The sequence below is a fragment of the Pseudomonas sp. LBUM1640 genome (assembly GCF_059716225.1).
In genome coordinates this window covers 4,905,350-4,929,866 of record NZ_CP166816.1, presented here as the reverse complement: position 1 = coordinate 4,929,866, position 24,517 = coordinate 4,905,350, and the positions used below count along the sequence as shown (strand labels likewise).

Sequence of the window (24,517 nt, the reverse complement as noted above, 5' to 3'; positions counted from 1 at the left end):
GTCAGATCAAGATCAAAATCTACAGCACGGCGGCCTAGTAGCCGACCTGAGTGGTTGAAGCAGAAGCAGGGCAACAGCACAGCAAAAACAGATCAGAAGCAGAGTTGCTTTTCTGTGGGAGCTGGCTTGCCTGCGATGCAGACACCTCGGTACATCAGGTACACCGAGTTGATGCCTTCGCAGCGGTTCGGCGGCCCGACAAGCCAGCTCCCACATTGACCGAGTACACACATCTACCTGATGTACTGAGCTCAAAATGTGGGAGCGGGCTTGCTCGCGAATGCGGTGGGCCATTCACCAGATGCTTCAACTGACACACCGCCATCGGGAGCAAGCCCCTCCCACAGTTAACCCAGTTCAGTTTCCAAGATCAGGTCGGCTGTCAGGCCGCCTCGCCTTTGCTTTTGATCTAACCACTCAGGTCGGCTACTAGGCCGCCGTGCTGTAGATTTTGATCTTGATTTTAGGCGCCCCGTTAAACCACGCTGGCCGAACGCAGGCTTTGGAGCGGGGGTAAACCGGCAGGACGCCGGTTTAGCCGCGCTGGGCCATGGATGGCCCATCGCGGCGGCCCCCGCTCCAAAGCCTGCGTGAGGGCACACCGAGCCGGAGGCGAGGTGCCGAGTGGTGGGGCAAGAGCCTTTTGGTTACTTTTGGGCTCTTTCAAAAGTGACCCGCCGTAAGGGCGGAACCAATCCAAGCCATCACCCAAATAACGGATATACACACCGTTCATCGAGCCCACCCCGGCTTACGCTTCTGCACAAAAGCCTGCGTCCCCTCTATACCCTCCACACCCTTCACCGCCTCAGCAAACCACTGCGCCCCACGATCCAACACCGTCTCAAGCGGCTCATCCGCACTGGCCAGCAGCAGCGCTTTAGTCCGCCCATTCGCACCCGGTGCACACCGCAATACCTGCCCCAACACCTCGTCCAACCGCTCAGCCAACGCCTGCGCGTCGCTCTCGGCAAAATGCACCACGCCCAACCGCAGCGCCTCAACCCCATCAAATCGCGCCGCCGTCAGCGCCAACCGCCGCGCCTGGGTCAGGCCAATGCGCTTCACCACAAACGGCGCAATCTGCGCCGGCAACAACCCCAGGCTGGTTTCCGGCAAACCGAATTGCGCCTGATGATCGGCAATCGCAATGTCACTCACACACGCCAGCCCAAACCCACCGCCCAGCACCGCACCTTGCAGCACCACGATCACCACCTGCGGCACGGCTTCGACCTCTTGCAGCAATGTGCCGAATGCTCGGTTCAACGCCTGCATCCGATCGCCCGCCGTGACCATGTCCCTCACATCCGCCCCGGCACAGAAGTGCCCGCCGGCGCCGCTGATCACCAGCGCGCGCACCTGGCTGTCCAGTTGCGCCAGCACCGCACGCAGTTCGTTAACCATCTCCAAGCTCATGGCATTGCGATTCGCCGGGCGGTTGAGGGTGATGTGCAGCACGCCGTTATGCGGTTCGAGCAGCAGGGTATTCATGATTTTTTCCCCGGCAGGGTGCCCATCAGTTTGCAGATGATGCCCAGCATGATCTCGTCGGCGCCGCCGCCAATCGACACCAGCCGCACGTCGCGATAGGCGCGGGCGACCGGGTTGTCCCACATAAAACCCATGCCGCCCCAGTATTGCAGGCAGCTGTCGCTGACTTCGCGGCCCAGGCGCCCGGCCTTGAGCTTGGCCATGGAGGCCAGGCGGGTCACGTCCTGGCCTTTGATGTATTGCTCGGTGGCCTGGTAGACCAGCGCGCGCAGGCATTCGATTTCGGTGGCCAGTTCGGCCAGGCGAAAGTGGATGACCTGGTTGTCGATCAGCGCCTTGCCGAAGGTCTGGCGCTCCTTGCAGTAGTCGATGGTGCTGTCGATGCAGTACTCCAGGCCCTTGATCATGTTGGCCGCGCCAAACAGGCGTTCTTCCTGGAACTGCAGCATTTGCATCATGAAGCCCGCGCCTTCGTGGCCGATGCGGTTGCGCTGCGGCACGCGCACGCCGTCGAAGAACACCTGGGCGGTCTCGGAGCTGTGCATGCCGAGTTTTTCCAGTGGCGGGCTGACGCTGATGCCTGGCGTGTTCATCGGCACCATGATCAGCGACTTGTTGATATGCGGTTTGTCGTCGGAGGTGTTGGCCAGCAGGCAGATGAAGTCGGCGCTGGGTGAATTGGTGATCCACATTTTGCTGCCGTTGATCACGTAGTCGCCGCCGTCCTTGCGTGCATGGGTTTTCAGCCCGGCCACGTCGGAGCCGGCGCCGGTTTCCGAGACACCGATGCAACCCACTTGCTCGCCGCTGATGGCCGGGCGCAGGAACTCGTCGCGCAGTTCATCGCAGCCGAAGCGGGCGAGGGCGGGGGTGCACATGTCGGTCTGCACGCCGATGGACATGGGGATGCCGCCGCAGCGAATGGTGCCGAACTCTTCGGCGGCGACGATGGAATAGCTGTAGTCCAGGCCCATGCCGCCGAATTTTTCCGGCTTGGAAATGCCCAGCAGGCCGAGGTCGCCGGCCTTGCGGAAGATGGCGTGGATGGGAAAGCGCCCGGCTTTTTCCCATTCATCCACATACGGGTTGATCTCGCGGTCGACGAAGGCGCGGACGGTGCGGCGCAGTTCCTGATGTTCCTGGGTGAAGACCATTGTTGTTGTTCTCCCTGTGGGGACGCGGAACGTCCTGGGCTGCGTTCCCACGCGGAGCGTGGGAACGATCACGTTAGAGGCGTGCTACGCCGAAGCTGTTGGGTTGCAACTGCCGCACCTCTGCTTCATGGCAAATATCCAGCAGGTAACCCAGCAGCGTGCGGGTATCGCGTGGATCAATCAGCCCGTCGTCCCACAGATTCGCGCTGCCATAGAGCGCGGTGGACTGGCTGTCGAGTTTCTGCGCGGTGACCTGTTCCAGCATGTCGAGCACCTTGGGGTCGGGCACCAGGCCGTCCTTCAATTGTTTGGCCTCGGTGACGATGCGCAGCACCTTGCCCGCCTGGGCGCCGCCCATCACCGCCGTGCGGCTGTTGGGCCAGGCGAAGATAAACCGCGGGTCCAGGCCACGGCCGCACATTGCGTAGTTGCCGGCGCCGTAGGAGCCGCCGACCACCACGGTGAGTTTAGGCACGCGCGCGTTGGCCACCGCCTGGATCATCTTCGCGCCGTGTTTGATCACGCCCTGTTGCTCCGACTCGGTGCCGACCATGAAGCCGGTGGTGTTGTGCAGGAACAACAGCGGCGTGCGGCTCTGATCGCACAGCTGGATAAACTGCGCAGCCTTGCTGGCGCCTTTGGGCGTGATCGGGCCGTTGTTACCGAGCACGCCGACGGCGCGGCCTTGAATATGCAAGTGGCCGCAGACGGTGTGGGCGTCGAACTCGCCCTTGAATTCGAGGAAGTTGGAACCGTCGGCCAGGCGCGCAAGGATTTCGCGCACGTCGTAGGGTTTTTTCGGGTCGTCGGGGATTAGCCCCAGCAGCTCTTCGATGGGATACAGCGGCTCTGTGTAAGTGCGCTCGGGCGCGAGCGGCAGGCGAGCGTCCCACGGCAACAGGCTGACGATTTCACGCACGATGCGCACGCCATCTGCATCGTTTTCTGCCAGGTATTCGGCGGTGCCGGCGGTTTGCGCGTGCATTTCGGCGCCGCCGAGCGCTTCATCCGTCGCCACTTCACCGGTGGCGGCCTTGAGCAGCGGCGGCCCGGCGAGAAACAGCTTGGCCTTGCCGCGCACCACCACCACGTAATCCGACAGCCCCGGCTGATACGCGCCACCCGCCGTGGCCGAGCCGTGCACCACGGTGATCTGCGGCAGGCCCATGGCCGACATGCGCGCCTGGTTGGCAAAACTGCGCGCGCCTTCGACGAAAATCTCGGCGGCGTAGTTGAGGTTGGCACCGCCGCTTTCGGCCAGGGTCACCACCGGCAGTTTGTTTTCCATGGCGATCTGTTGCAGGCGCAGGGATTTTTTCAGCCCGGTGGGGGAAATAGTCCCGCCCTTGATCGCGCTGTTGTTCGCCACCACCAGCATGCGCACGCCGCTGACGTAGCCGATGCCGGCGATCAAGCCGCCACCGGCCGCGCTGCCGTCTTTGTCGTCGTGGAGTGTGTAGCCGGCCAGGCTGGCCAATTCCAAGAAGGGCGCGCCGGGGTCGAGCAGCAGGTTGAGGCGCTCGCGGGGCAGCAATTGGCCGCGCTTGTCGAACTTGGGTTTGGCCTCCTGAGCCTTGGCCAGCACGTTATGTTCGAGTTGGCGCAGCTGCTGGATGCTTGCCAGCATGGCTTCACGGTTCTGTGCGAATTGCGCGCTGTGCGCGTCGATCAGGGTTTCAATCATCGGCATGCTTTATTGCTCCGCCTTGAGCACGTCGGGCAGGTAGGCGCGGTGGAAGCCATTGAACGGCTCGCTCGGCGATTGCGCTTTTTGCAGTGGCCAGGCCCGGCTGCCCAGGCTGGCGGCGCCGTCGATACGCAAGGTGCTGCCGCTGATGAACGCGGCGGCGGGGCTGAGCAGAAACACGATGGCCGCGCTGACTTCCGATTCAGTGCCGATACGCTTGAGCGGCACGTGTTCACGCAGGGTCGGGATCACCGCCTTGAACGCGCCTTCGTAGGTGTCCATGCCGCTGGAGGCAATCCAGCCCGGCGCCACGGCGTTGACGCGCACGCCGGCGTGACCCCATTCGAAGGCGGCGGTCTTGGTGAAGTTGTCCATGCCTGAGCGCGCTGCGCCCGAGTGGCCCATGCCGGGCATGCCGCCCCACATGTCGGCGAGCATGTTGACGATGGCGCCGCCGTGTTTGCTCATCGACTGGTTGAACACTTCTCGCGCCATCAGGAAGCCTCCGACCAGGTTGGTACGCAGCACGGTTTCAAAACCCTTTTGATTGGTCGAGGCCAGTGGCGACGGGTATTGGCCGCCCGCGTTATTCACCAGCCCGTGAATCGGCCCATGTGCGTGAATAACCTGTGCCACCAGCGCCTTCACCGCCTCTTCATCGCGAATATCGCAGGCCTGCCAATGCGCCGTGCCGCCGTCTTCGACAATTTCTGCCGTGACCTTTTGCAGCTTTTCCGGTTTTCGCCCCACCAGGATCACACGGGCGCCGAGGGCCGCCAGCTCATGGGCGGTGCAGCGGCCAATGCCGCTGCCGCCACCGGTCACAATCACGGTTTGCCCCAGGAACAGGTCGGCTTTGAAGATTGAGTTGAAGGCCACGGCAACGCTCCTTTATTTGAATTGATCGGCGATGTGTTGTGGCACGGCGATGGGGATTTCCAGCAGTTGCTGGGCGAAAGCCTTGCCCTGCGGGTCGATACGCAGGCTGGCGATGCCGCCGCCGCCCAAGGCGTTTTCCAGCAGGAAGTTCAGGCTGTGGCTGCCGGGCAAATACCAGCGCTCGATGCGGCCGTGGATGGGGTCGAGCACGTGGCTCATCCAGTCGACGATCACTTGCGGGGTCAGCACTTCGGCGATCCACGGCAGGTAGTCGGGGTGGCGGGCGATCACGCCGATATTGCTGTGGTTACCCTTATCGCCGGAGCGCGCCACCGCGAGCTTCACCAACGGCACGCTGGCATCGGCGCGGCCTTGGGGCTTGGGCGGATCAATCGGCGCAGCCGGGGTGACCAGTGGCGTAGCGGCGGGCAGTTCAAGGGCGTGGCGCTGGCCTTGGAAGTCGATCACCAGCGCGCAGGAAGATTTATCGATCAGGAACGAAAACAGCCGAATCAGCGGATACACCGTCGGCCGCCCGCCGACAATTCCGGTTAACCCCGGCGCCATGCCGGTCGCTGCCTGGGCGATCTCGCGGGCGAACAACACCAGGGCCTGTTTGCTCGGGTGGCGCACCGCCAGTTTCACCACCACTTCGCGGCAATCCTGGCGCTGGGCGTGGGCGCCGTAGGTGGCTTCGCTGCCGAGCAATTCAATGTTCACTTCGGTGTAAGGCGCCCAGCCGCGCTGGCTGAACAGCTGCGAAGTCTTGTTGATGATCGCCTGGCTGACCCGCTCGGCCTTGGCCACTGCGTCGATCCCGGCGATCAGGCAACTGGCTGTGCAGCGAAAACCGTCCGGGTAGGTGGCGCTGACCTTGTACTGGTGAGTGGGCGGCAAACCTTTGGCGCCGTGCAGGCGCACTTGGTTTTTGCCTTGCTGCTGCAATTTGACCTGGCTGAAATCGCAGATCACATCGGGCAGCAGGTAGGCGCGCGGGTCGCCGATTTCATACAGCAGCTGTTCGGCCACGCTGAGTTCGCTGATCAGCCCACCCGTGCCGTCGACCTTGTTCACGGTGAACTGGCCGTCGGCGCTGACTTCGACGATCGGAAAACCGATGTGCTCGTAGTCTGGCACGTCGCGCCAATCAGTGAAGTTGCCGCCGGTGCACTGCGCGCCGCATTCGATGATATGCCCGGCCAGTGCGGCGTGGGCGAGGCGGTCGTAATCCTGCCATGACCAGTTGAATTCGTGCACCAGCGCGGCACTGACCACCGCGCTGTCGACCACACGGCCGGTGATGACGATGTCGGCGCCCAGCTCAAGTGCTTTGGCAATGCCTGGCGCGCCGAGGTAGGCGTTGGCGGACACGCACATTGGCGGCAGCGGTGCGCCGTTGAACATGTCGGTAATACCGTGCAGGTGTTTGAGCTGCGATTGCAGGTCGTCGCCCAGCAGTACGGCGATTTTCAGTGGTACACCCGCCTTGTCGCAGGCCGCTTGCAGGGCGGCGGCGCAGGCGTGGGGGTTGATGCCGCCAGCGTTGCTGATCACGCGGATGCCCTGGCGCTGGATATCGGCGAGTAACGGCGTGAGCACTTCGACGAAGTCGGTGGCGTAGCCGGCCTGGGGATCCTTCATCCGCGCACCGGCGAGGATCGACATGGTGACTTCCGCCAAATAGTCGAACACCAGGTAATCCAGCGCGCCGCCGTGGACCAGTTGGGCGGCGGCGGTGCAGGTGTCACCCCAGAAGGCGCTGGCGCAACCGATACGAACCGTCTTGCTCATGAGAAATCCTTCCTCGAATGGCTGGTGCCGAGACTACCAAGCAAGCGCTTGGTTTGTAAACTCTGCACACAAGTTTTGCCCAAGCGCTTGCTTGGTTGGCGGCCACGGCCTAAATTGCCGCCCAAGACGTCCGCACAAGTGAAGGAGACAGGCATGGATGAGCAAAAAGCCCTGCGGGTGATGCGCGCCATGGTCGATGCCGGCCAATTGACCGACCCCGACAGTGCCCGGGGCAAATTGCTGCAAACCGCAGCTCACCTGTTTCGCAACAAGGGCTTTGAGCGCACCACCGTGCGTGACCTGGCTGGCGCGGTGGGTATTCAGTCCGGCAGCATCTTTCACCACTTCAAGAGCAAGGACGAGATCCTGCGCGCGGTGATGGAGGAAACCATCCACTACAACACCGCGATGATGCGCGCTTCACTGGAGGAAGCGAACAGCGTGCGTGAGCGCGTGTTGGCGCTGATTCGCTGCGAATTGCAGTCGATCATGGGCGGCAGCGGCGAAGCCATGGCGGTGCTGGTCTACGAGTGGCGTTCGTTGTCGGCCGATGGCCAGGCCCAGGTGTTGGCGTTGCGTGATGTGTACGAGGACATCTGGTTGCAGGTGCTGGGCGAGGCCAAGGCCGCGGGTTACATCAGGGGCGATGTGTTTATCACCCGGCGTTTCCTCACCGGGGCATTGTCCTGGACCACCACCTGGTTCCGCGCCCAAGGTAGCCTGACCCTGGAGCAATTGGCCGAAGAAGCCCTGCTGATGGTGCTGAAGGCCGATTGAGGCGCAAGCCGTTAATTTTCCGATGGAAAGTTGTCTCACCTGACAAAAACGCCTAGCTTATCGCCATCAGAGTATTAAACGGTGTGTGCCTCAATGTTTTCGCCATGGCGGCTGGCTGCAGGACTAACTTTATGGGCACTGGGCACCGCGGGGTGGATGCCGGCTTCGGCTGCGCAATTGGTGAGGATCGGCGCCGCGCATTTTCCGCCCTACACCGTACGCCCTGAGCAAGGTGCCGACACCGGTTTACTGCCGCAATTGGTGGAAGCCCTCAACGCCGCGCAAAGCGACTACCAGTTTGTGCTGGTGCCGACCTCCATCCCGCGGCGTTTTCGCGACTTCGAGCAAGGCCGGGTCGACATGGCGATCTTCGAGAACCCTGATTGGGGTTGGCAGGAGATTCCTCACACCAGCGTCGACATGGGCCTGGAAGACGCGGAAATCTTCGTCGCCCAGCGTGAGGCCGGTCGCGACCAGCGTTATTTTGCCGACCTTAAGGGCAAGCGTCTGGCCGTGTTCAGCGGTTATCACTACGCCTTCGCCAACTTCAACCCCGACCCCAAGTACATGGCCGAACACTTCAACGCCACGTTGACTTATTCCCATGACAGCAACCTGCTGATGGTCGCGCGCGGGCGTGCCGATATCGCGCTGGTCACGCGTTCGTACTTGAGTGATTTCATGGTGCGTAATGCGGACGTGGCCGGGCAGTTCCTGGTCTCGGAGCGAATTGACCAGGTGTACCACCACTACGCATTACTGCGCCCGAAGGCACCGATTACCGGCGCGGCGTTTGCCGAGTTGCTCAAGCGCCTGCGCGATAACGGGCAGATGGTGAAGATCTTCGAGCCGTACCGCATTGATGTGATGCCCGCGCACTGAGTTCAGCGCACAGATCAAAATGTGGGAGGGAGCAAGCCCCCTCCACAGTGGAATTGCACTGTTTTTAAACCCTGCGCGCAAACGTATCGCTGTGGCTGCCCGACACCTTGCGGCAGTGCACCAGTGCATCACGAATCATAAAGTTCACCAGGGTCGGCGACACGCCGAGTTCCTTGGCGATGTCCTTTTGTGGCACGCCGTGCAGGCGGTACATCTCGAACGCGTAGCGGGTGCGCTGCGGCAGCTCCGTCAGGGCGTCGGCGATGTTGTCCAGGGTATTGAAATTGATGTGGGAAGTTTCTGGTGATGCGCCGTGAATGACCACATTCAAACCTTCCTCCTCCGTCCCGGAGTATTTGAGCTCCAGGGCCTGCTTGCGGTAGTGATCGATCGCCAGGTTGCGCACGATCTGGAACAGATAACTCAATTGGGCCTTGAACGATGAGGTGATCGTCGGCGCCGATTGCAGCCGGAAGTAGGCGTCCTGCACGACGTCTTCGGCACGCGAGCGGCAGCCGGTAATGCGCGCTGCAATCTTCACCAGAATCAAACGATTGTCGACGAATGCCTGGAGAAGCGGTGAGTCGCACCTGCCTGTGGATACTTGTTCCGTCATGGAAATCACCTTGTCGCAAAAGAGGTTAGGGGAGGGCGTCCTTGCTGAGGCCTCCTACACATCGGGCAACAAATTATGCTTAATGATAATGATTGTCAAATGAGAAGACGAACTAATCTTATGCTTTCTCGTTCGGTGTGAACCACGTCTCGCTCTTGTGCGCCGACTAATTATTTGCCGGTGCCGTCCGTTCTTCTGGGTGACAGGTCCGTTAGCTAAACGGCCAAGGATCAGCGCCCGCAGGAGGACGACATGGGTTTTTATCGTGCATACAGCGTGTTTCCGTTTGGAGCCCTTCGATGAGTGCCTCCACGCGACTGCGTCTGTTTTGCCTGCCCTATTCGGGTGCCAGCGCTATGGTTTATGCGCGTTGGCGCCGGGCTCTGCCGGACTGGTTGCAGGTGTGTCCGCTGGAATTGCCCGGGCGCGGCATGCGCATGGATGAGCCGTTGCAGCGCGACATCAAGGCCTTGGCTGCGCAGCTGGCGGATGAAATCAGCCGTGACCTGAACGGCCCCTATGCCTTGTTCGGCCACAGCCTGGGCGGCCTGCTGGCGTTCGAGCTGGCCCACGCCCTGCGTGAACGTGGCGTGCCCGCGCCGCTGGCGTTATTCGCCTCCGGCACCGCCGGCCCGGCGCGCCGTGATGTCAGCGAATACGCCATCGAAAAGACCGACGCACAACTGATCGCCCGCCTGCGCGAACTGCAGGGCACCGCCGAAGAGGCGCTGGCCAACCCCGAGCTGATGCAGTTGATGCTGCCGATCCTGCGCGCCGACTTCCTGCTCTGCGGCAGCTTCGCCTACGGCCAGCGCGAGCCGCTGGGCATGCCGATCCATGTGTTTGGCGGCAAGCAAGACAGCGTGCGCGCCGACCAGTTGCTCGACTGGCAGGCCGACGCCGCCAGCGGCTTCTCCCTCGACATGTTCGACGGCCACCACTTCTTCCTCGTGCAGCACGAAAGCGCTGTGCTGCGCTGCCTGCGGCGTTACGCCGATGAGCACCTGGCCCGCTGGCGCAATGGCGCGGCGCGGCAACTGGCTGCCGGCTGAACGCTCCCTAATTCCCGATTTTCCCGTAAGCCGATTTCAGGCAGGAACCCCCATGATGGACGCCTTCGAACTTCCCCGCACACTGGTCCAGTCCCTTCAACGCCGTGCCGCGCAGACCCCGGACCAGGTGGCCCTGCGCTTCCTCGCCGAAACCGCCGAGCACAACGTTGTGCTCAGTTACCGTGACCTGGACCAACGCGCCCGCACCATCGCCGCCGCCTTGCAGGCCAATGCGGCGCTGGGCGAGCGCGCGGTGTTGTTGTTTCCCAGCGGCCCGGACTACGTTGCAGCGTTCTTTGGTTGCCTGTACGCCGGGGTTATCGCGGTGCCGGCGTATCCGCCGGAGTCCACGCGCCGGCATCATCAGGAGCGCTTGCTGTCGATCATCGGTGATGCCGAACCGCGTTTGCTGCTCACCATCGCGAGCCTCGCCGATGGCCTGGCGCAGATCGAAAACGCGCCGCCAGTGCTGAGCGTCGACACCCTCGATGCGCAGCTCGCCGACGGCTGGGTCGAACCCGAGCTGCACGCCGACGACATCGCCTTTTTGCAATACACCTCCGGCTCTACTGCATTGCCCAAAGGTGTGCAAGTCAGCCACGGCAACCTGGTGGCCAACGAAGTGCTGATCCGTCGCGGCTTCGGCATCGACCTTAACCCGGATGACGTGATTGTCAGCTGGCTGCCGCTGTACCACGACATGGGCCTGATTGGCGGCCTGCTGCAACCGATCTTCAGCGGCGTGCCGTGTGTGTTGATGTCGCCGGCCTACTTCCTCGGTCGGCCGTTGCGTTGGCTGGAAGCGATCAGCGAATACCGCGGCACCATCAGCGGTGGCCCGGATTTCGCCTACCGCCTGTGCAGCGAGCGGGTCAGCGAATCCGCCTTGGGGCGTCTGGACCTGAGCACATGGCGCGTGGCCTATTCAGGCTCCGAACCGATCCGCCTCGACACCCTGGAACGCTTTGCCGAGAAGTTCGCGGCCTGCGGTTTCACCTCGAGCAATTTCTTCGCCTCCTATGGCCTGGCCGAGGCGACCCTGTTTGTCGCCGGTGGCACCCGTGGCCACGGCATCCCGGCCCTGCGCCTGGACGAACAGGCACTGGCCGCCAACCGCGCCGAGCCGGGGCTGGGCAGCGCGATCATGAGCTGCGGCACCCGCCAGCCGGAGCACGCGGTGCTGATCGCCGACCCGCACACGCTGAGCGAACTGCCGGATAACAGCGTCGGCGAGCTGTGGGCCAGCGGCCCGAGCATCGCCCACGGCTACTGGCGCAACCCCGAAGCCACGGCCAAGACCTTTGTGCAGCACGCCGGCCGCACTTGGCTGCGCACCGGTGACCTGGGTTTTATCCGCGAGGGCGAGGTGTACATCACCGGCCGCCTGAAAGACCTGCTGATCGTGCGCGGTCACAACCTCTATCCCCAGGACATCGAACAAACCATCGAACGCGAAGTGGAAGTGGTGCGCAAGGGTCGCGTCGCTGCCTTTGCGGTGAGCGACCAGGGCCTGGAAGGCATCGGCATCGCCGCCGAAATCAGCCGCAGCGTGCAGAAAATCCTGCCGCCCGAAGCGCTGATCAAAGCCATCCGCCAGGCCGTGGCCGAGTCCTGCCAAGAAGCCCCGAGCGTGGTGGTGCTGCTCAACCCCGGCGCTTTGCCGAAGACGTCCAGCGGCAAGGTGCAGCGCTCGGCGTGCGCGATTCGCCATGCCGATGGCAGCCTCGACAGCTATGCGCAGTTCCCGGGCCTGCAAGCGCAAACGAGCGATGCGGCGTTGGCATCCGAACTGCAACACCAGATCGCGGCGATCTGGTGCGAGCAGTTGCAGGTCGCCAGCGTCGCGGCCGACGACCACTTCTTCCTGCTCGGCGGTAACTCCATCACCGCCACTCAAGTGGTCGCGCGCCTGCGCGAAACCCTCGGCCTGGAGCTGAACCTGCGCATGTTGTTCGAAGCGCCGACGCTGGCGACCTTTGCCGCAAACGTCGCGCAATTGCAGCAGGACGGCGGCGTCGTTCAAGGCGCGATTCATGCTTTGTCGCGCCATGACGACCTGCCGCAATCGCTGGCACAAAACCGCCTGTGGATCACCTGGCAGCTCGACCCACAGAGCAGCGCCTACACCATCCCCGGCGCCTTGCGCTTGCGCGGTGAGCTGGACGAAGACGCGGTGCGCGCCAGCTTCCAGCAGCTGATCCAGCGCCACGAAGCCCTGCGCACCCGCTTCTACGAGCGCGACGGCCAGGCCTTCCAGCGTGTGGATGCAAACGTAGCGTTCGACCTGCAAGTCATCGACCTCAGCGACCTGCCTGCCGCCGAGCGTGAAGCGCGTGCGCAGCAGATCCGCGAGGACGAAGCGCGCACCCAGTTCGACCTGGAAAAAGGCCCGCTGTTGTGGGTGACGCTGGTACGCCTGGACGATGAAGATCACCAGCTGCTGGTAACGCTGCATCACATCATCGCTGACGGCTGGTCGCTGAATATCCTCATCGACGAATTCTCGCGCCTGTATGCCGCCGCGACCCAAGGCCAGACGTTGGAGTTGCCGCCACTGGCCCTGCAATACGCCGACTACGGCAGCTGGCAGCGCCAATGGCTGGCCGAAGGCGAAGGCCAACGGCAGCTGGCGTATTGGCAAGCGCAGCTGGGCGAGGAGCATCCAACCCTGAATTTGGCCACCGACCACCCGCGCTCGGCCCAGCAGCGCAACAGCGCCTCGCGCCATAGCGTGCGCCTGGACGCAGGCCTCAGTGCAGCGATTCGCCAGACCGCCCAGGCCAACGAATCCACGCCGTTCATGCTGTTGCTGGCGGCGTTCCAAAGCCTGCTCTACCGCTACAGCGGCCAGCGTGATATCCGCATCGGCGTGCCGAATGCCAACCGCCCGCGCCAGGAAACCCAAGGCCTGATCGGCTTCTTCATCAACACCTTGGTGCTGCGCGCCGAGCTGGACGGGCGCCTGCCGTTCAACCAACTGTTGGCTGCCACCCGCCAGACGGCGTTGGGTGCCCAGGCCCATCAGGACCTGCCGTTCGAACAGCTGCTGGAAGCCTTCCCGCAAGCCCGCGAGCAAGGCCTGTTCCAAGTCATGTTCAACCACCAGCAGCGTGATTTGAGTGCCTTGCGCCGCCTGCCGGGGATGCTCGCCGATGAGCTGGCGTGGCACAGCCGGCAAGCCAAGTTCGACCTGCAACTGCACAGCGAAGAGGACCGCAACGGGCGCTTGAGCCTGTCGTTCGACTACGCCGATGAGCTGTTCGAAACCAACACCATCCAGCGTCTCGCCGAGCACTACATCCACCTGCTGCACGCCGTGTGCGAGCAGCCGCAACAGGCCATCGGCGACCTGCAACTGATGCAGGTCAACGAGCAACAACAGTGGAGCGAAGCGCCGTGCGCGCCAGCCCAGCAGTGGCTGCCCGAGCTGCTCAGCCAACACACCTCGGACAACACCGCGCTGGTCTGGCAGCACGGCAGCCTGACCTTTGCCCAACTGCACACCCAGGCCAACCGCCTGGCCCATTACCTGCGTGACAAAGGCGTTGGCCCGGACGTGTGCGTGGCCATCGCCGCCGAGCGTTCGCCGCAACTGTTGATCGGCTTGCTGGCGATCATCAAGGCCGGTGGCGCCTATGTGCCACTGGACCCGGATTACCCCGCCGACCGCCTGGCCTACATGCTCCAGGACAGCGGCGTGCACCTGCTGCTGACCCAAACCTCGCTGCTCGACCTGTTACCGGCGCCCGAAGGCGTGTGCGTGATCGCCATGGACAGCCTGCACCTCGACAGCTGGCCGACCCAGGCACCGGGCTTGCACCTGCATGGCGACAACCTCGCCTATGTGATCTACACCTCCGGCTCCACCGGCCAGCCCAAGGGCGTGGGCAATACCCATGCGGCGCTGGCTGAACGCTTGCAGTGGATGCAAGGCACGTATCAGCTCAATGAAACCGACGTGCTGATGCAAAAGGCGCCGATCAGTTTCGATGTGTCGGTGTGGGAGTGCTTCTGGCCGCTGATCACCGGTTGCCGTTTGGTGCTGGCTGGCCCCGGTGAGCACCGCGACCCGCACCGCATCGCGCAGTTGGTGCAGGAACACGGCGTGACCACCCTGCACTTTGTGCCGCCGCTGTTGCAGCTGTTTATCGATGAGCCGTTGGCGGCTGAATGCACCAGCCTGCGCCGCCTGTTCTCCGGTGGCGAAGCCTTGCCCGCCGAGTTGCGCAATCGCGTATTGGCACAGCTGCCGGCGGTGCAATTGCACAACCGTTATGGCCCGACGGAAACCGCGATCAACGTCACCCACTGGCGCTGCAAGGCTGAGGACGGCGAGCGCTCGCCGATTGGCCGGCCGCTAAGCAATGTGATCTGCCGCGTGCTGGACGAGCAGCTCAACCCACTGCCGGCCGGCGTGCCGGGCGAATTGTGCATCGGCGGCATCGGCCTCGCGCGCGGTTACCTTGGCCGCGCCGGGCTGACTGCCGAACGTTTTATTGCCGACCCATTGGGCGAGGCGGGCGCACGCCTGTATCGCACCGGTGACCGCGTGCGCTGGAGCGCCGACGGCGTGCTCGAATACCTCGGCCGCCTCGATCAGCAAGTCAAACTGCGTGGCTTGCGTGTAGAACCGGAAGAAATCGAAGCCCGCCTGCTGGCCATGGACGGCATCGCCCAAGCCGTGGTGCTGGTGCGTGACCAGCAATTGATCGGTTACTACACCGCCAACATCGAGCTCGATCAGCAGGACGTAAAAACCGCCCTGGCCGCCGAGCTGCCGGAGTACATGGTGCCCGCGCAACTGATGCGTCTGGACGCCATGCCCCTGAGCCCCAGCGGCAAACTCGACCGTCGCGCATTGCCCGAGCCGGTATGGCAAACCCGTGAACACATTGAACCTGAAACACCGTTGCAGCAGCAGATTGCGGCGATCTGGCGCGAAGTGCTCGGCCTGCCACGTATTGGCCTGAGCGACGACTTCTTCGCCCTCGGCGGCCACTCGTTGCTGGCCACGCAAATCATCTCGCGCACCCGCCAGGCCTGCGACGTCGAGCTGCCGTTGCGCACCTTGTTCGAAGCCAGCGAGCTGGGCGCGTTTGCCGAGCAAGTCGGCGTGATCCAAGCCTCGGGTCAGCGCAACCAGCAAACCGCCATCGCCAAAGTCGACCGCAGCGCGCCGGTGCCGCTGTCCTATTCCCAGCAGCGCATGTGGTTCCTCTGGCAGATGGAACCGGACAGCCCGGCCTACAACGTCGGCGGCATGGCGCGCCTGCGTGGCGTGCTGGATGTGGGGCGTTTCGAGGCGGCGTTGCAAGCCTTGATCATGCGCCACGAAACCCTGCGCACCACCTTCCCGAGCATCGACGGTGTGGCCCAGCAAAAGGTCGCCACACAAACGGGTCTGCGCATGGACTGGCAGGACTTCTCGGCCGTGAATGAAGCCGAGCGCCAGTTGCGTCTGCAACAGCTGGCTGACCGTGAAGCCCACACGCCTTTTAACCTGGAAACCGGGCCGCTGCTGCGCGCTTGCTTGGTCAAGGCTGGCGAGCAAGAACATTACCTGGTGCTCACCCTGCACCACATCGTCACCGAAGGCTGGGCGATGGACATCTTCGCCCGTGAGCTCAGCGCGCTGTACGAAGCCTTTATCGACGAGCGCGACTCGCCGCTCGCGCCGTTGCCGGTGCAATACCTCGACTACAGCGTGTGGCAGCGTCAGTGGCTGGAGTCCGGTGAACGTCAGCGCCAACTGGACTACTGGGTCGCACAGCTTGGGCATGAGCATCCACTGCTCGAACTGCCCGGCGACCGTCCACGGCCGCCGGTGCAAAGCCATCAGGGCGAGCTGTACCGCTTCGACCTCAGCGATGAACTGGCCGCCCGCGTGCGCGCGTTCAATGCCGAACGCGGCCTGACCCTGTTCATGACCATGACCGCCACCCTGGCCGTGTTGCTCTACCGCTACAGCGGCCAGACCGACCTGCGCATCGGCGCACCCGTAGCCAACCGGATTCGCCCGGAAAGTGAAGGGCTGATCGGCGCGTTCCTCAACACCCAGGTGCTGCGTTGCCAGCTCAACGGGCAGATGAATGTCGGCGAGTTGTTCGAGCAAGTACGCCACACCGTGATCGAAGGCCAGTCCCACCAGGACCTGCCGTTCGACCACTTGGTGGAAGCCCTGCAACCACCACGCAGCGCGGCGTATAACCCGCTGTTTCAAGTGATGTGCAACGTACAGCGCTGGGAATTCCAGCAAAGCCGCCAACTGGCGGGCATGACCGTCGAATACCTGGCCAACGATGCACGCGCGACCAAGTTCGACCTCAACCTGGAAGTCACCGACCTCGACCATCGCCTGGGTTGCTGCCTGACCTACAGCACCGACCTGTTCGACGAACCGCGCATTGCGCGCATGGCCGAGCATTGGCGCAACCTGCTGGAAGCATTGATCGCCAACCCGCAACAGCGCCTGAGCGAACTGCCGTTGCTGACCGCCGTCGAACAGCGCGCGTTGCAGAACAGCCTCGGTGTGGAAGCGGGCGAGCATCGTCTCGATCAGTGCATCCATCAGTTGTTCAGCGAGCAGGCGATTAATCGCCCTAATGCGCCTGCGTTGACGTTTGCGGGTGAGACGCTGACCTACCGCGAACTGGACGCCCGCGCCAATCGCCTGGCCTGGATGCTGCGTGAACGCGGCGTCGGCCCGCAGGTGCGCGTCGGCCTGGCGCTGCCGCGTTCTTTGGAAATGGTGATTGGCCTGTTGGCGATCCTCAAGGCTGGCGGTGCCTATGTGCCGCTGGACCCGGAATACCCGCTGGACCGCTTGCACTACATGATTGAAGACAGCGGCATTGGGCTGCTGCTCAGCGATGCGGCGATGTTCGAAGCCCTCGGCGAACTGCCGGCGACGGTGGTGTGCTGGTGTCTTGAAGATGACCTGCCGGTGCTCGCCAATTACCCAGCCGACGCGCTGCCGTTTATCAGCCTGCCGCAACACCAGGCCTACCTGATTTACACCTCCGGCTCCACCGGCAAGCCCAAAGGCGTGGTGGTGTCCCACGGTGAAATCGCCATGCATTGCCAGGCGGTGATCGCGCGCTTCGGCATGCGCCCGGATGACTGCGAACTGCACTTTTATTCGATCAACTTCGACGCTGCCACCGAGCGTTTACTGGTGCCGCTGCTCAGCGGTGCACAGGTGGTGTTGCGTGCCCAGGGCCAGTGGGATGCCGAAGAAATCTGCGCGTTGATTCGCGCCCATCGCATCAATATTCTCGGCTTTACCCCAAGCTACGGCAGCCAGTTGGCGCAATGGCTGGCGACCCAGCAGCAGACGTTGCCGGTGCGCATGTGCATCACTGGTGGCGAAGCGCTGACCGGCGAACACTTGCAGCGTATCCGCGCGGCGTTCCAGCCCGAGGTGTTTTTCAACGCCTATGGCCCGACCGAAACCGTGGTCATGCCGCTGGCCAGCCTGGCGCCGCAGCAGTTGGAAGAAGGCGCCGCCAGCGTGCCGATCGGCAGCATCATCGGCGACCGCGTGGGCTACATTCTTGACGCCGACCTGGCGCTGGTGCCGCAAGGCGCGACTGGCGAGTTGTATGTCGGCGGGGCCGGTCTGGCCCAGGGTTATCACCAGCGTCCGGGCATGACGGCCGAGCGTTTTGTCGCCGACCCGTTTGCGAGTAATGGCGGGCGTTTGTATCGCACCGGCGACCTGGTGCGCCAACGTGCCGACGGCCTGGTGGAATACCTGGGCCGTATCGACCATCAAGTGAAGATTCGCGGGTTCCGCATTGAGCTGGGCGAAATCGAGACCCGCCTGCTGGAACACGCAGCCGTGCGTGAGGCAGTGGTGCTGGCGCTGGAGTCACCCAGCGGCAAGCAGTTGGTGGCCTACTTGGTCAGTGATGCCGACCATGGCACATTGCGCGACGCGCTTAAGAGCCACCTCAAGGCGCAACTGCCGGATTACATGGTGCCCGCGCACCTGATCGTGCTGGACAGCATGCCGCTGACCGCCAACGGCAAACTCGACCGCCGTGCCTTGCCGCAACCAGACCCCGAGGCCAATCGCCAACAGTACGTGGCGCCGCGCAACGAGCTGGAGCACACCCTGGCTGCGATCTGGTGCGCGGTGTTGAACGTGCAGCAAGTTGGCCTGGACGATAACTTCTTTGAACTGGGCGGCGACTCGATCCTGTCGATCCAAGTGGTCAGCCGTGCGCGGCAGGCAGGGATTCACTTCAGCCCGCGCGATCTGTTCCAGCACCAGACCGTGCAAACCCTGGCGGCCGTGGCCACGCGCTCCGAGCAGGTCACCGCCGAGCAAGGTGTGCTGACCGGCAGCTCAGGGCTTACGCCGATTCAGCACTGGTTCTTCGAGACCGAGATCCCCAATCGTCAGCACTGGAACCAGGCGTTGCTGCTCAAACCGCTGCAACTGCTCGACCCTCATCGCCTGGAGCAGGCGTTGCTGGCCGTACTGGAGCACCACGACGCCCTGCGCCTGAGCTTCACCCCGCGCGATGCCCAATGGCATGCCGAGCATTTGGCGGTGCCGCAAGGCGGTGTGCTGATGCAGGCGCAAGTGCGTGACATGCAGCAGTGCACTGTGCTGTTCACCGACACTCAGCGCAGCCTCGACCTCGAACACGGCCCGCTGCTGCGCGCCTTGCTGGTGGACGGCCCACAAGGCCAGCAACGCCTGCTGATCGCCATTCATCACCTGGTGGTGGATGGCGTGTCGTGGCGCGTACTGCTTGAGGATTTGCAAACGGTCTATCGCCAATTGAGTGACGGCCAGTCCGTGAGCCTACCGGCCAAGACCAGCGCGTTGCGCGATTGGGCGGCGCGCTTGCAGGCCTATGCGAGCAGTGAATCTCTGCGTGAAGAGTTGACGGTGTGGCAAGACCAGTTGGCCGGCCCGCAAGTGGCATTGCCGGTGGGTCGCCCACATGGCTCGCTGCGCAATCGTGATGCCGACACCGTCAGTGTGCGCCTGGATGCGGAGCACACCCGCCAGTTGCTGCAACAGGCGCCAAGTGCCTACCGCACCCAGGTCAACGACTTGCTGCTGACCGCGTTGGCCCGCGTGCTGTGCCGCTGGAGTGGTCACGGCTCAGCGCTGATTCAACTGGAAGGCCATGGCCGCGAAACGCTGTTTGATGACATCGACCTGACCCGCAGTGTCGGCTGGTTCACCAGTGCCTATCCATTACGCCTGACGCCGCAAGCGGAGCAGGGCGCCTCGATCAAGGCGATCAAGGAGCAACTGCGCGGCGTGCCGCACAAAGGCTTGGGCTATGGCGTGCTGCGCTACCTGGCGGACGACCTGTGCAAGCAGACCATGGCCGCACTGCCGAGCGCCGACATCACCTTCAACTACCTTGGCCAATTCGACCAGAGCTTCGGCGCCGATGCGCTGTTCCACCCGCTGGATGAGTCGGCCGGGCTGGCCCATGATCCGGATGCGCCGCTGCCGAATGAATTGAGCGTCGACAGTCAGGTCTACGGCGGTGAATTGGTGCTGCGCTGGACCTTCAGCCGCGAACGCCACGATCAGCAGGCTATCCGCGAACTGGCCGATGCTTACCTCGCCGAACTGCACAGCCTGATTGCGCATTGCCTCAAGGACGATGCCGGTGGCCTCACGCCGTCCGACTTCCCGCTGGCACACCTGACCCAGGCACAACTCGACAGCCTGCCGATTGCGGCCAGCGCCATTGAAGACGTCTACCCGCTGACGCCGATGCAGGAAGGCCTGTTGCTGCACACCCTGCTGGAACCGGGCACCGGCCTCTATTACATGCAGGACCGCTACCGCATCAACAGCGCGCTTGACCCCGAGCGTTTCGCCCAGGCCTGGCAGGCGGTGATCGCCCGGCATGAAGCCTTGCGTGCGTCGTTCTGCTGGAACGTCGGCGAAGACATGCTGCAAGTGATCCACAAGCCGGGCAGCACGCCGATTGAATACCTGGACTGGAGCGCCGACCCGCAAAACGAACAGGAACCACGTCTGCAAGCCTTGCTCAAGGCCGAACGTGAAGCCGGTTTCGATCTGCTCAACCAGGCGCCGTTCCACCTGCGCCTGATCCGCGTCGGCGAAGCGCGCTACTGGTTCATGATGAGCAACCACCACATCCTCATCGATGCCTGGTGCCGTTCGCTGCTGATGAATGACTTCTTTGATATCTACATGGCCTTGGGCGAAGGCCGCGAAGCGCAACTGGCCACGCCGCCGCGCTACCGCGATTACATCGCCTGGCTGCAACGCCAGAACCTCGCCGAAGCGCGCCAGTGGTGGCAGCAGAACCTGCAAGGTTTCGAGCGCACCACGCCGATCCCGAGCGACCGCCCGTTCCTGCGCGAACACGCAGGCCACAGCGGCGGCATGGTGGTGGGCGACTGCTACACCCGCCTGGATGCTTGCGACGGCGCACAACTGCGTGAGCTCGCGCAGGCCCATCAACTGACCGTCAACACCTTCGCCCAGGCGGCGTGGGCGTTGGTGCTGCGCCGCTTGAGCGGTGATCGTGACGTGCTGTTTGGCGTCACTGTGGCCGGGCGCCCGGTGGAAATGCCCGAGATGCAACGCACCGTCGGCCTGTTCATCAACAGCATCGCGCTGCGGGTGAAACTGCCTGAAGACGACCAGCGTTGCAGTGTGCGTCAGTGGCTGAGCGGCCTGCTCGACAGCAACATGCAGCTGCGCGAGTACGAATACCTGCCGCTGGTGACTATTCAGGAACACAGCGAATTACCCAAGGGCCAGCCGCTGTTCGACAGCCTGTTCGTGTTCGAGAACGCGCCGGTGGAAGTCTCGGTGCTGGACCGCGCGCAAAGCCTGAACGCCACTTCGGATTCCGGCCGCACCCACACTAACTTCCCACTGACCGCCGTGTGCTACCCGGGCGATGACCTTGGTTTGCACCTGTCTTACGACCAGCGTTATTTCGACGAAACCACCGTGCAAGGCATGCTCGGTGAATTCAAGCGCCTGTTGCTGGCGCTGGTGCAGGGCTTCCATGGCGACATGGCCGACCTGCTGCTGATCGGCGAGCAAGAGCGGGAATTCTTGTTGGACGGCTGCAACCAGAGTGAGCGCGCCTACCCGCTGGAGCGTAGCTATATCGAGCTGTTTGAGCTGCAAGTGGCCGAGCATCCGCAGCGCATCGCTGCCAGTTGCCTTGACCAGCAATGGACCTATGACACATTGAACCGGCGCAGTAATGGCCTGGGCCACGCGCTGATCGCGGCGGGTGTCGGCCTGGATCAGCCAGTGGCGTTGCTGGCGGAACGAAGCCTTGATTTGCTCGGCATGATCATCGGCAGCTTCAAGGCCGGTGCCGGTTACCTGCCACTGGACCCGGGCCTGCCGAGCCAGCGCTTGAGCCGTATCATCGACATGAGCTGCACGCCGTTGCTGGTGTGCACCGAGGCATGCCGCGCGCAGGCGATTGAATTGCTGGAAGGCACCGAATGCCAGCTGTTGGTGTGGGAGGAAGTGCCGGCCCGTGGTGAAAACCCAGGTATCTACAGCGGCCCGGACAACCTCGCCTACGTAATCTACACCTCGGGCTCCACTGGCCTGCCCAAGGGCGTGATGGTCGAACAGCGTGGCATGCTCAATAACCAGTTGAGCAAGGTGCCGTACCTGGACCTGAGCCCGGCGGATGTGATTGCCCAGACCGCCTCGCAAAGCTTTGATATTTCCGTGTGGCAGTTCCTCGCAGCGCCGCTGTTTGGCGCGCGGGTGGATATTGTGCCGAACACCATCGCCCATGATCCGCAGGGTTTGCTGGCGCATGTTGAGGCGCAAGGCATTAGCGTGCTGGAAAGCGTGCCGTCGCTGATCCAGGGCATGCTTGCCCAGGAGCGCATGAGCCTGGAGGGCCTGCGCTGGATGCTGCCGACGGGTGAAGCAATGCCGCCGGAACTGGCGCACCAATGGCTGCTGCGTTATCCACAGATCGGCCTGGTCAATGCGTATGGCCCGGCGGAATGCTCGGATGACGTGGCGTTCTTCCGCGTGGATCTGGCGTCGACCCGTGGCACTTATCTGCCGATTGGCACGCCGACCGACAACAACCGTTTGTACGTGGTCGATGGCGCGCTGGAGTTGCTCCCGCAAGGCGCCGTTGGCGAGTTGTGCGTAGCGGGCACGGGTGTGGGCCGTGGTTACGTCAGCGACCCACTGCGCACTGCGCAAGTGTTTGTGCCGAACCCGTTCGGGGCTCCGGGCGAGCGGCTGTACCGCACTGGCGACCTGGCACGTCGGCGTAGCGATGGTGTGCTCGAATATGTGGGGCGTATCGACCATCAGGTGAAGGTTCGCGGCTACCGCATCGAACTGGGTGAAATCGAGGCGCGCCTGCACGAACAACCGCAAGTACGCGACGCGGCCGTCGGCGTGCAGGAAGGCGTCAACGGCAAGCACTTGGTCGGCTACCTGGTGGCGGCGGATGAGACCCTTAACCCAAGTGACCGCCTGGACCGCATCAAGCAATGCCTGCGTGCCGAGCTGCCGGAATACATGGTGCCGCTGCACTGGTTATGGCTCGACCGGTTGCCACTGAACGCCAACGGCAAGCTTGACCGCAAGGCCCTGCCGGCATTGGATATTGGCCAGTTGCACAGCCAGGATTACCTGGCGCCGCGCAACGAACTGGAAACCACCTTGGCTGCGATTTGGGCTGAGGTGCTCAAGGTTGAGCGCGTGGGCGTGCAGGACAACTTCTTCGAGTTGGGCGGGCACTCGTTGCTGGCCACGCAGATTGCCTCCCGCGTTCAGAAAACCCTGCAACGCGATGTACCGCTGCGGGCGATGTTCGAGTGCAGCACGGTGGCGGAATTGGCTGAGTATATCGAGGGGTTGGCGGCGAATGAGATCAGCGCCGAGAAGGTCGATCGGTTGAGTGACTTGATGGCGGAGTTGGAAGGGCTCTAGGGGGGGAGCCGCTGGTCGGGGACACCTGTGTTTCGGCACGTACCTGTCAATATTGACAGTAGCCAGCGGCTATTAATCAAGCTTTAAATCACTCCCGTGGTGTGGCTGGTTTTATCTACTGTGCACGGGAGATTATATTGTGGCTAAAGAACTGGATACGGAAAATCAATCGTCATGTGATCACACACCCCAAGGGTTTAATAACCCCACGGTTACCCGAACGACGACCATTAGGCGCACTGAACTGTGTGAAGTCATCACAAATACTAATTTCAGCGAAGACATAAAGTTACACGCACCGGTAGTCCCTCAGGCAAAAAATGGTAAGTTGGACACGCGTAGTTTCCCCGGTGACGCCACCGTTATTGTCGAGCCCTCCGGGCTCATAAAGAAGGGGCAGAAGGGGTGGCTGGAGTGTAAGGGGAAATCCGATGACGGATCTGAGTACACCATCATATTGATGAACGGTGAACTGATTACGGCCGATGAAGAAAAAAATGGGGTGTCGCGTACGTTGTCGCGTGATGAGCTGGAAAATTATGCTGATGAGGCAGAGTTGACCTTCGTCTTCCGGGTCACGACGGATGCCTGTTGTAAAGAAGGGCCGGAAATTACCTTTCCTCCGTTGAAGTTGATCTACCTTGAGATGTTTTTGGACCTTACAACCTTTGATGACTTCTATTGGAATGATTGGGCGCGTGGCCCCGCTGCCTATCGTAAGGTTGACGCGGAAATCCAAAACATAGGGGGGGATTTTTGCCTGGTGCACGATGCAATTAGTACCAAGTCGGGCGAGTTGGTGAATAAGCAGTATTATAATCTTACGGTCGGTAAACGTTATAAGTTTGGTATCTCCGTGGGGCGCAGGAATACGTACCCACCCGTGCCAACGCTCTCGCTAATTGCGAGGCTCCCAAACGGTAGCGGTCAGATTACTGTGGCAGGCCCGTCCAGTTTTCCTTCGATGACTTTTACTGTGCTGGAGGGGACGTTTGTAGCAACGGCACAACATATGCTGTTGGCTATCGTTACGCATAATGCCATCGGTCCCGACGGCGATGGGGATGACTACAACATTAGCTACATTCGCGTCGAGTCGGTGTAGTGAGCGAGGGATGGGTGACTCGTTTTTAATTTTAACGTGCAGTAAACAGCCACAAAGCCTCTTGTTAATAGGCGTTGAGAAAGTTTAACCGTCTGCCGCTCGGTTTAAGAAAAGTGCCCGGATACGGGCAC

11 protein-coding genes are annotated in these 24,517 nt (G+C 62.6%); 5 read left to right on the top strand and 6 right to left on the bottom strand.

Annotated features, from left to right (window positions below; genetic code table 11):
- Positions 1-732 precede the first annotated feature (732 nt).
- The 5 genes from ACA065_RS21610 to ACA065_RS21590 all read right to left on the bottom strand — a co-directional run bounded on the left by ACA065_RS21610 (position 733) and on the right by ACA065_RS21590 (position 7,005).
- Positions 733-1,494 carry an enoyl-CoA hydratase/isomerase family protein gene (locus ACA065_RS21610; protein ID WP_497691443.1) on the bottom strand — a complete coding sequence of 254 codons (762 nt, stop codon included), beginning with the start codon at positions 1,492-1,494 and terminating at the stop codon, positions 733-735.
- Positions 1,491-2,648 (bottom strand): citronellyl-CoA dehydrogenase, encoded by a 1,158-nt coding sequence (gene atuD, locus ACA065_RS21605; protein ID WP_497691442.1) that lies wholly within the window; start codon positions 2,646-2,648, stop codon positions 1,491-1,493. Before atuD ends, ACA065_RS21610 begins: the two co-directional genes overlap by 4 nt.
- Before the next feature lie 73 nt (positions 2,649-2,721).
- A complete protein-coding gene (gene atuC, locus ACA065_RS21600) occupies positions 2,722-4,338 on the bottom strand; it encodes a geranyl-CoA carboxylase subunit beta (protein ID WP_497691441.1) in 1,617 nt (538 codons plus the stop codon).
- 3 nt (positions 4,339-4,341) lie between these two features.
- Positions 4,342-5,214: an SDR family oxidoreductase gene (locus ACA065_RS21595; protein WP_497691440.1), complete on the bottom strand. Its 873-nt coding sequence runs from the start codon at positions 5,212-5,214 to the stop codon at positions 4,342-4,344.
- A 12-nt stretch (positions 5,215-5,226) separates the two neighbouring features.
- The gene (locus ACA065_RS21590) at positions 5,227-7,005 is read right to left on the bottom strand and encodes an acyclic terpene utilization AtuA family protein (protein ID WP_497691439.1); all 1,779 of its coding nucleotides are present in this window, start codon (positions 7,003-7,005) and stop codon (positions 5,227-5,229) included.
- A gap of 153 nt (positions 7,006-7,158) precedes the next feature.
- Between ACA065_RS21590 and ACA065_RS21585 the strand changes: the two genes are divergently transcribed.
- Both ACA065_RS21585 and ACA065_RS21580 read left to right on the top strand, forming a co-directional pair.
- Complete coding sequence (locus tag ACA065_RS21585; protein WP_497691438.1) at positions 7,159-7,782, top strand: TetR/AcrR family transcriptional regulator; 624 nt, start codon at positions 7,159-7,161, stop codon at positions 7,780-7,782.
- Between the two features lie 93 nt (positions 7,783-7,875).
- A complete protein-coding gene (locus ACA065_RS21580; RefSeq protein ID WP_497691437.1) occupies positions 7,876-8,664 on the top strand; it encodes a substrate-binding periplasmic protein in 789 nt (262 codons plus the stop codon).
- Between the two features lie 64 nt (positions 8,665-8,728).
- Here the strand turns inward: ACA065_RS21580 and ACA065_RS21575 are convergent, their stop codons facing one another.
- Entirely contained in the window at positions 8,729-9,280 is a 552-nt protein-coding gene (locus ACA065_RS21575; protein WP_497691436.1) for an RNA polymerase factor sigma-70, read from the bottom strand.
- A gap of 299 nt (positions 9,281-9,579) precedes the next feature.
- Here ACA065_RS21575 and ACA065_RS21570 point away from each other — a divergent pair, with 299 nt between their 5' ends.
- From ACA065_RS21570 to ACA065_RS21560, 3 genes are all read left to right on the top strand, one after another.
- On the top strand, positions 9,580-10,332 hold the full coding sequence (locus ACA065_RS21570; protein WP_497691435.1) for a thioesterase II family protein: 753 nt from the start codon (positions 9,580-9,582) through the stop codon (positions 10,330-10,332).
- Positions 10,333-10,384: 52 nt separating this feature from the next.
- The gene (locus tag ACA065_RS21565) at positions 10,385-23,281 is read left to right on the top strand and encodes a non-ribosomal peptide synthetase (protein WP_497691434.1); all 12,897 of its coding nucleotides are present in this window, start codon (positions 10,385-10,387) and stop codon (positions 23,279-23,281) included.
- A gap of 139 nt (positions 23,282-23,420) precedes the next feature.
- A complete protein-coding gene (locus tag ACA065_RS21560; protein ID WP_497691433.1) occupies positions 23,421-24,386 on the top strand; it encodes a hypothetical protein in 966 nt (321 codons plus the stop codon).
- The last annotated feature ends 131 nt before the right edge of the window (positions 24,387-24,517 follow it).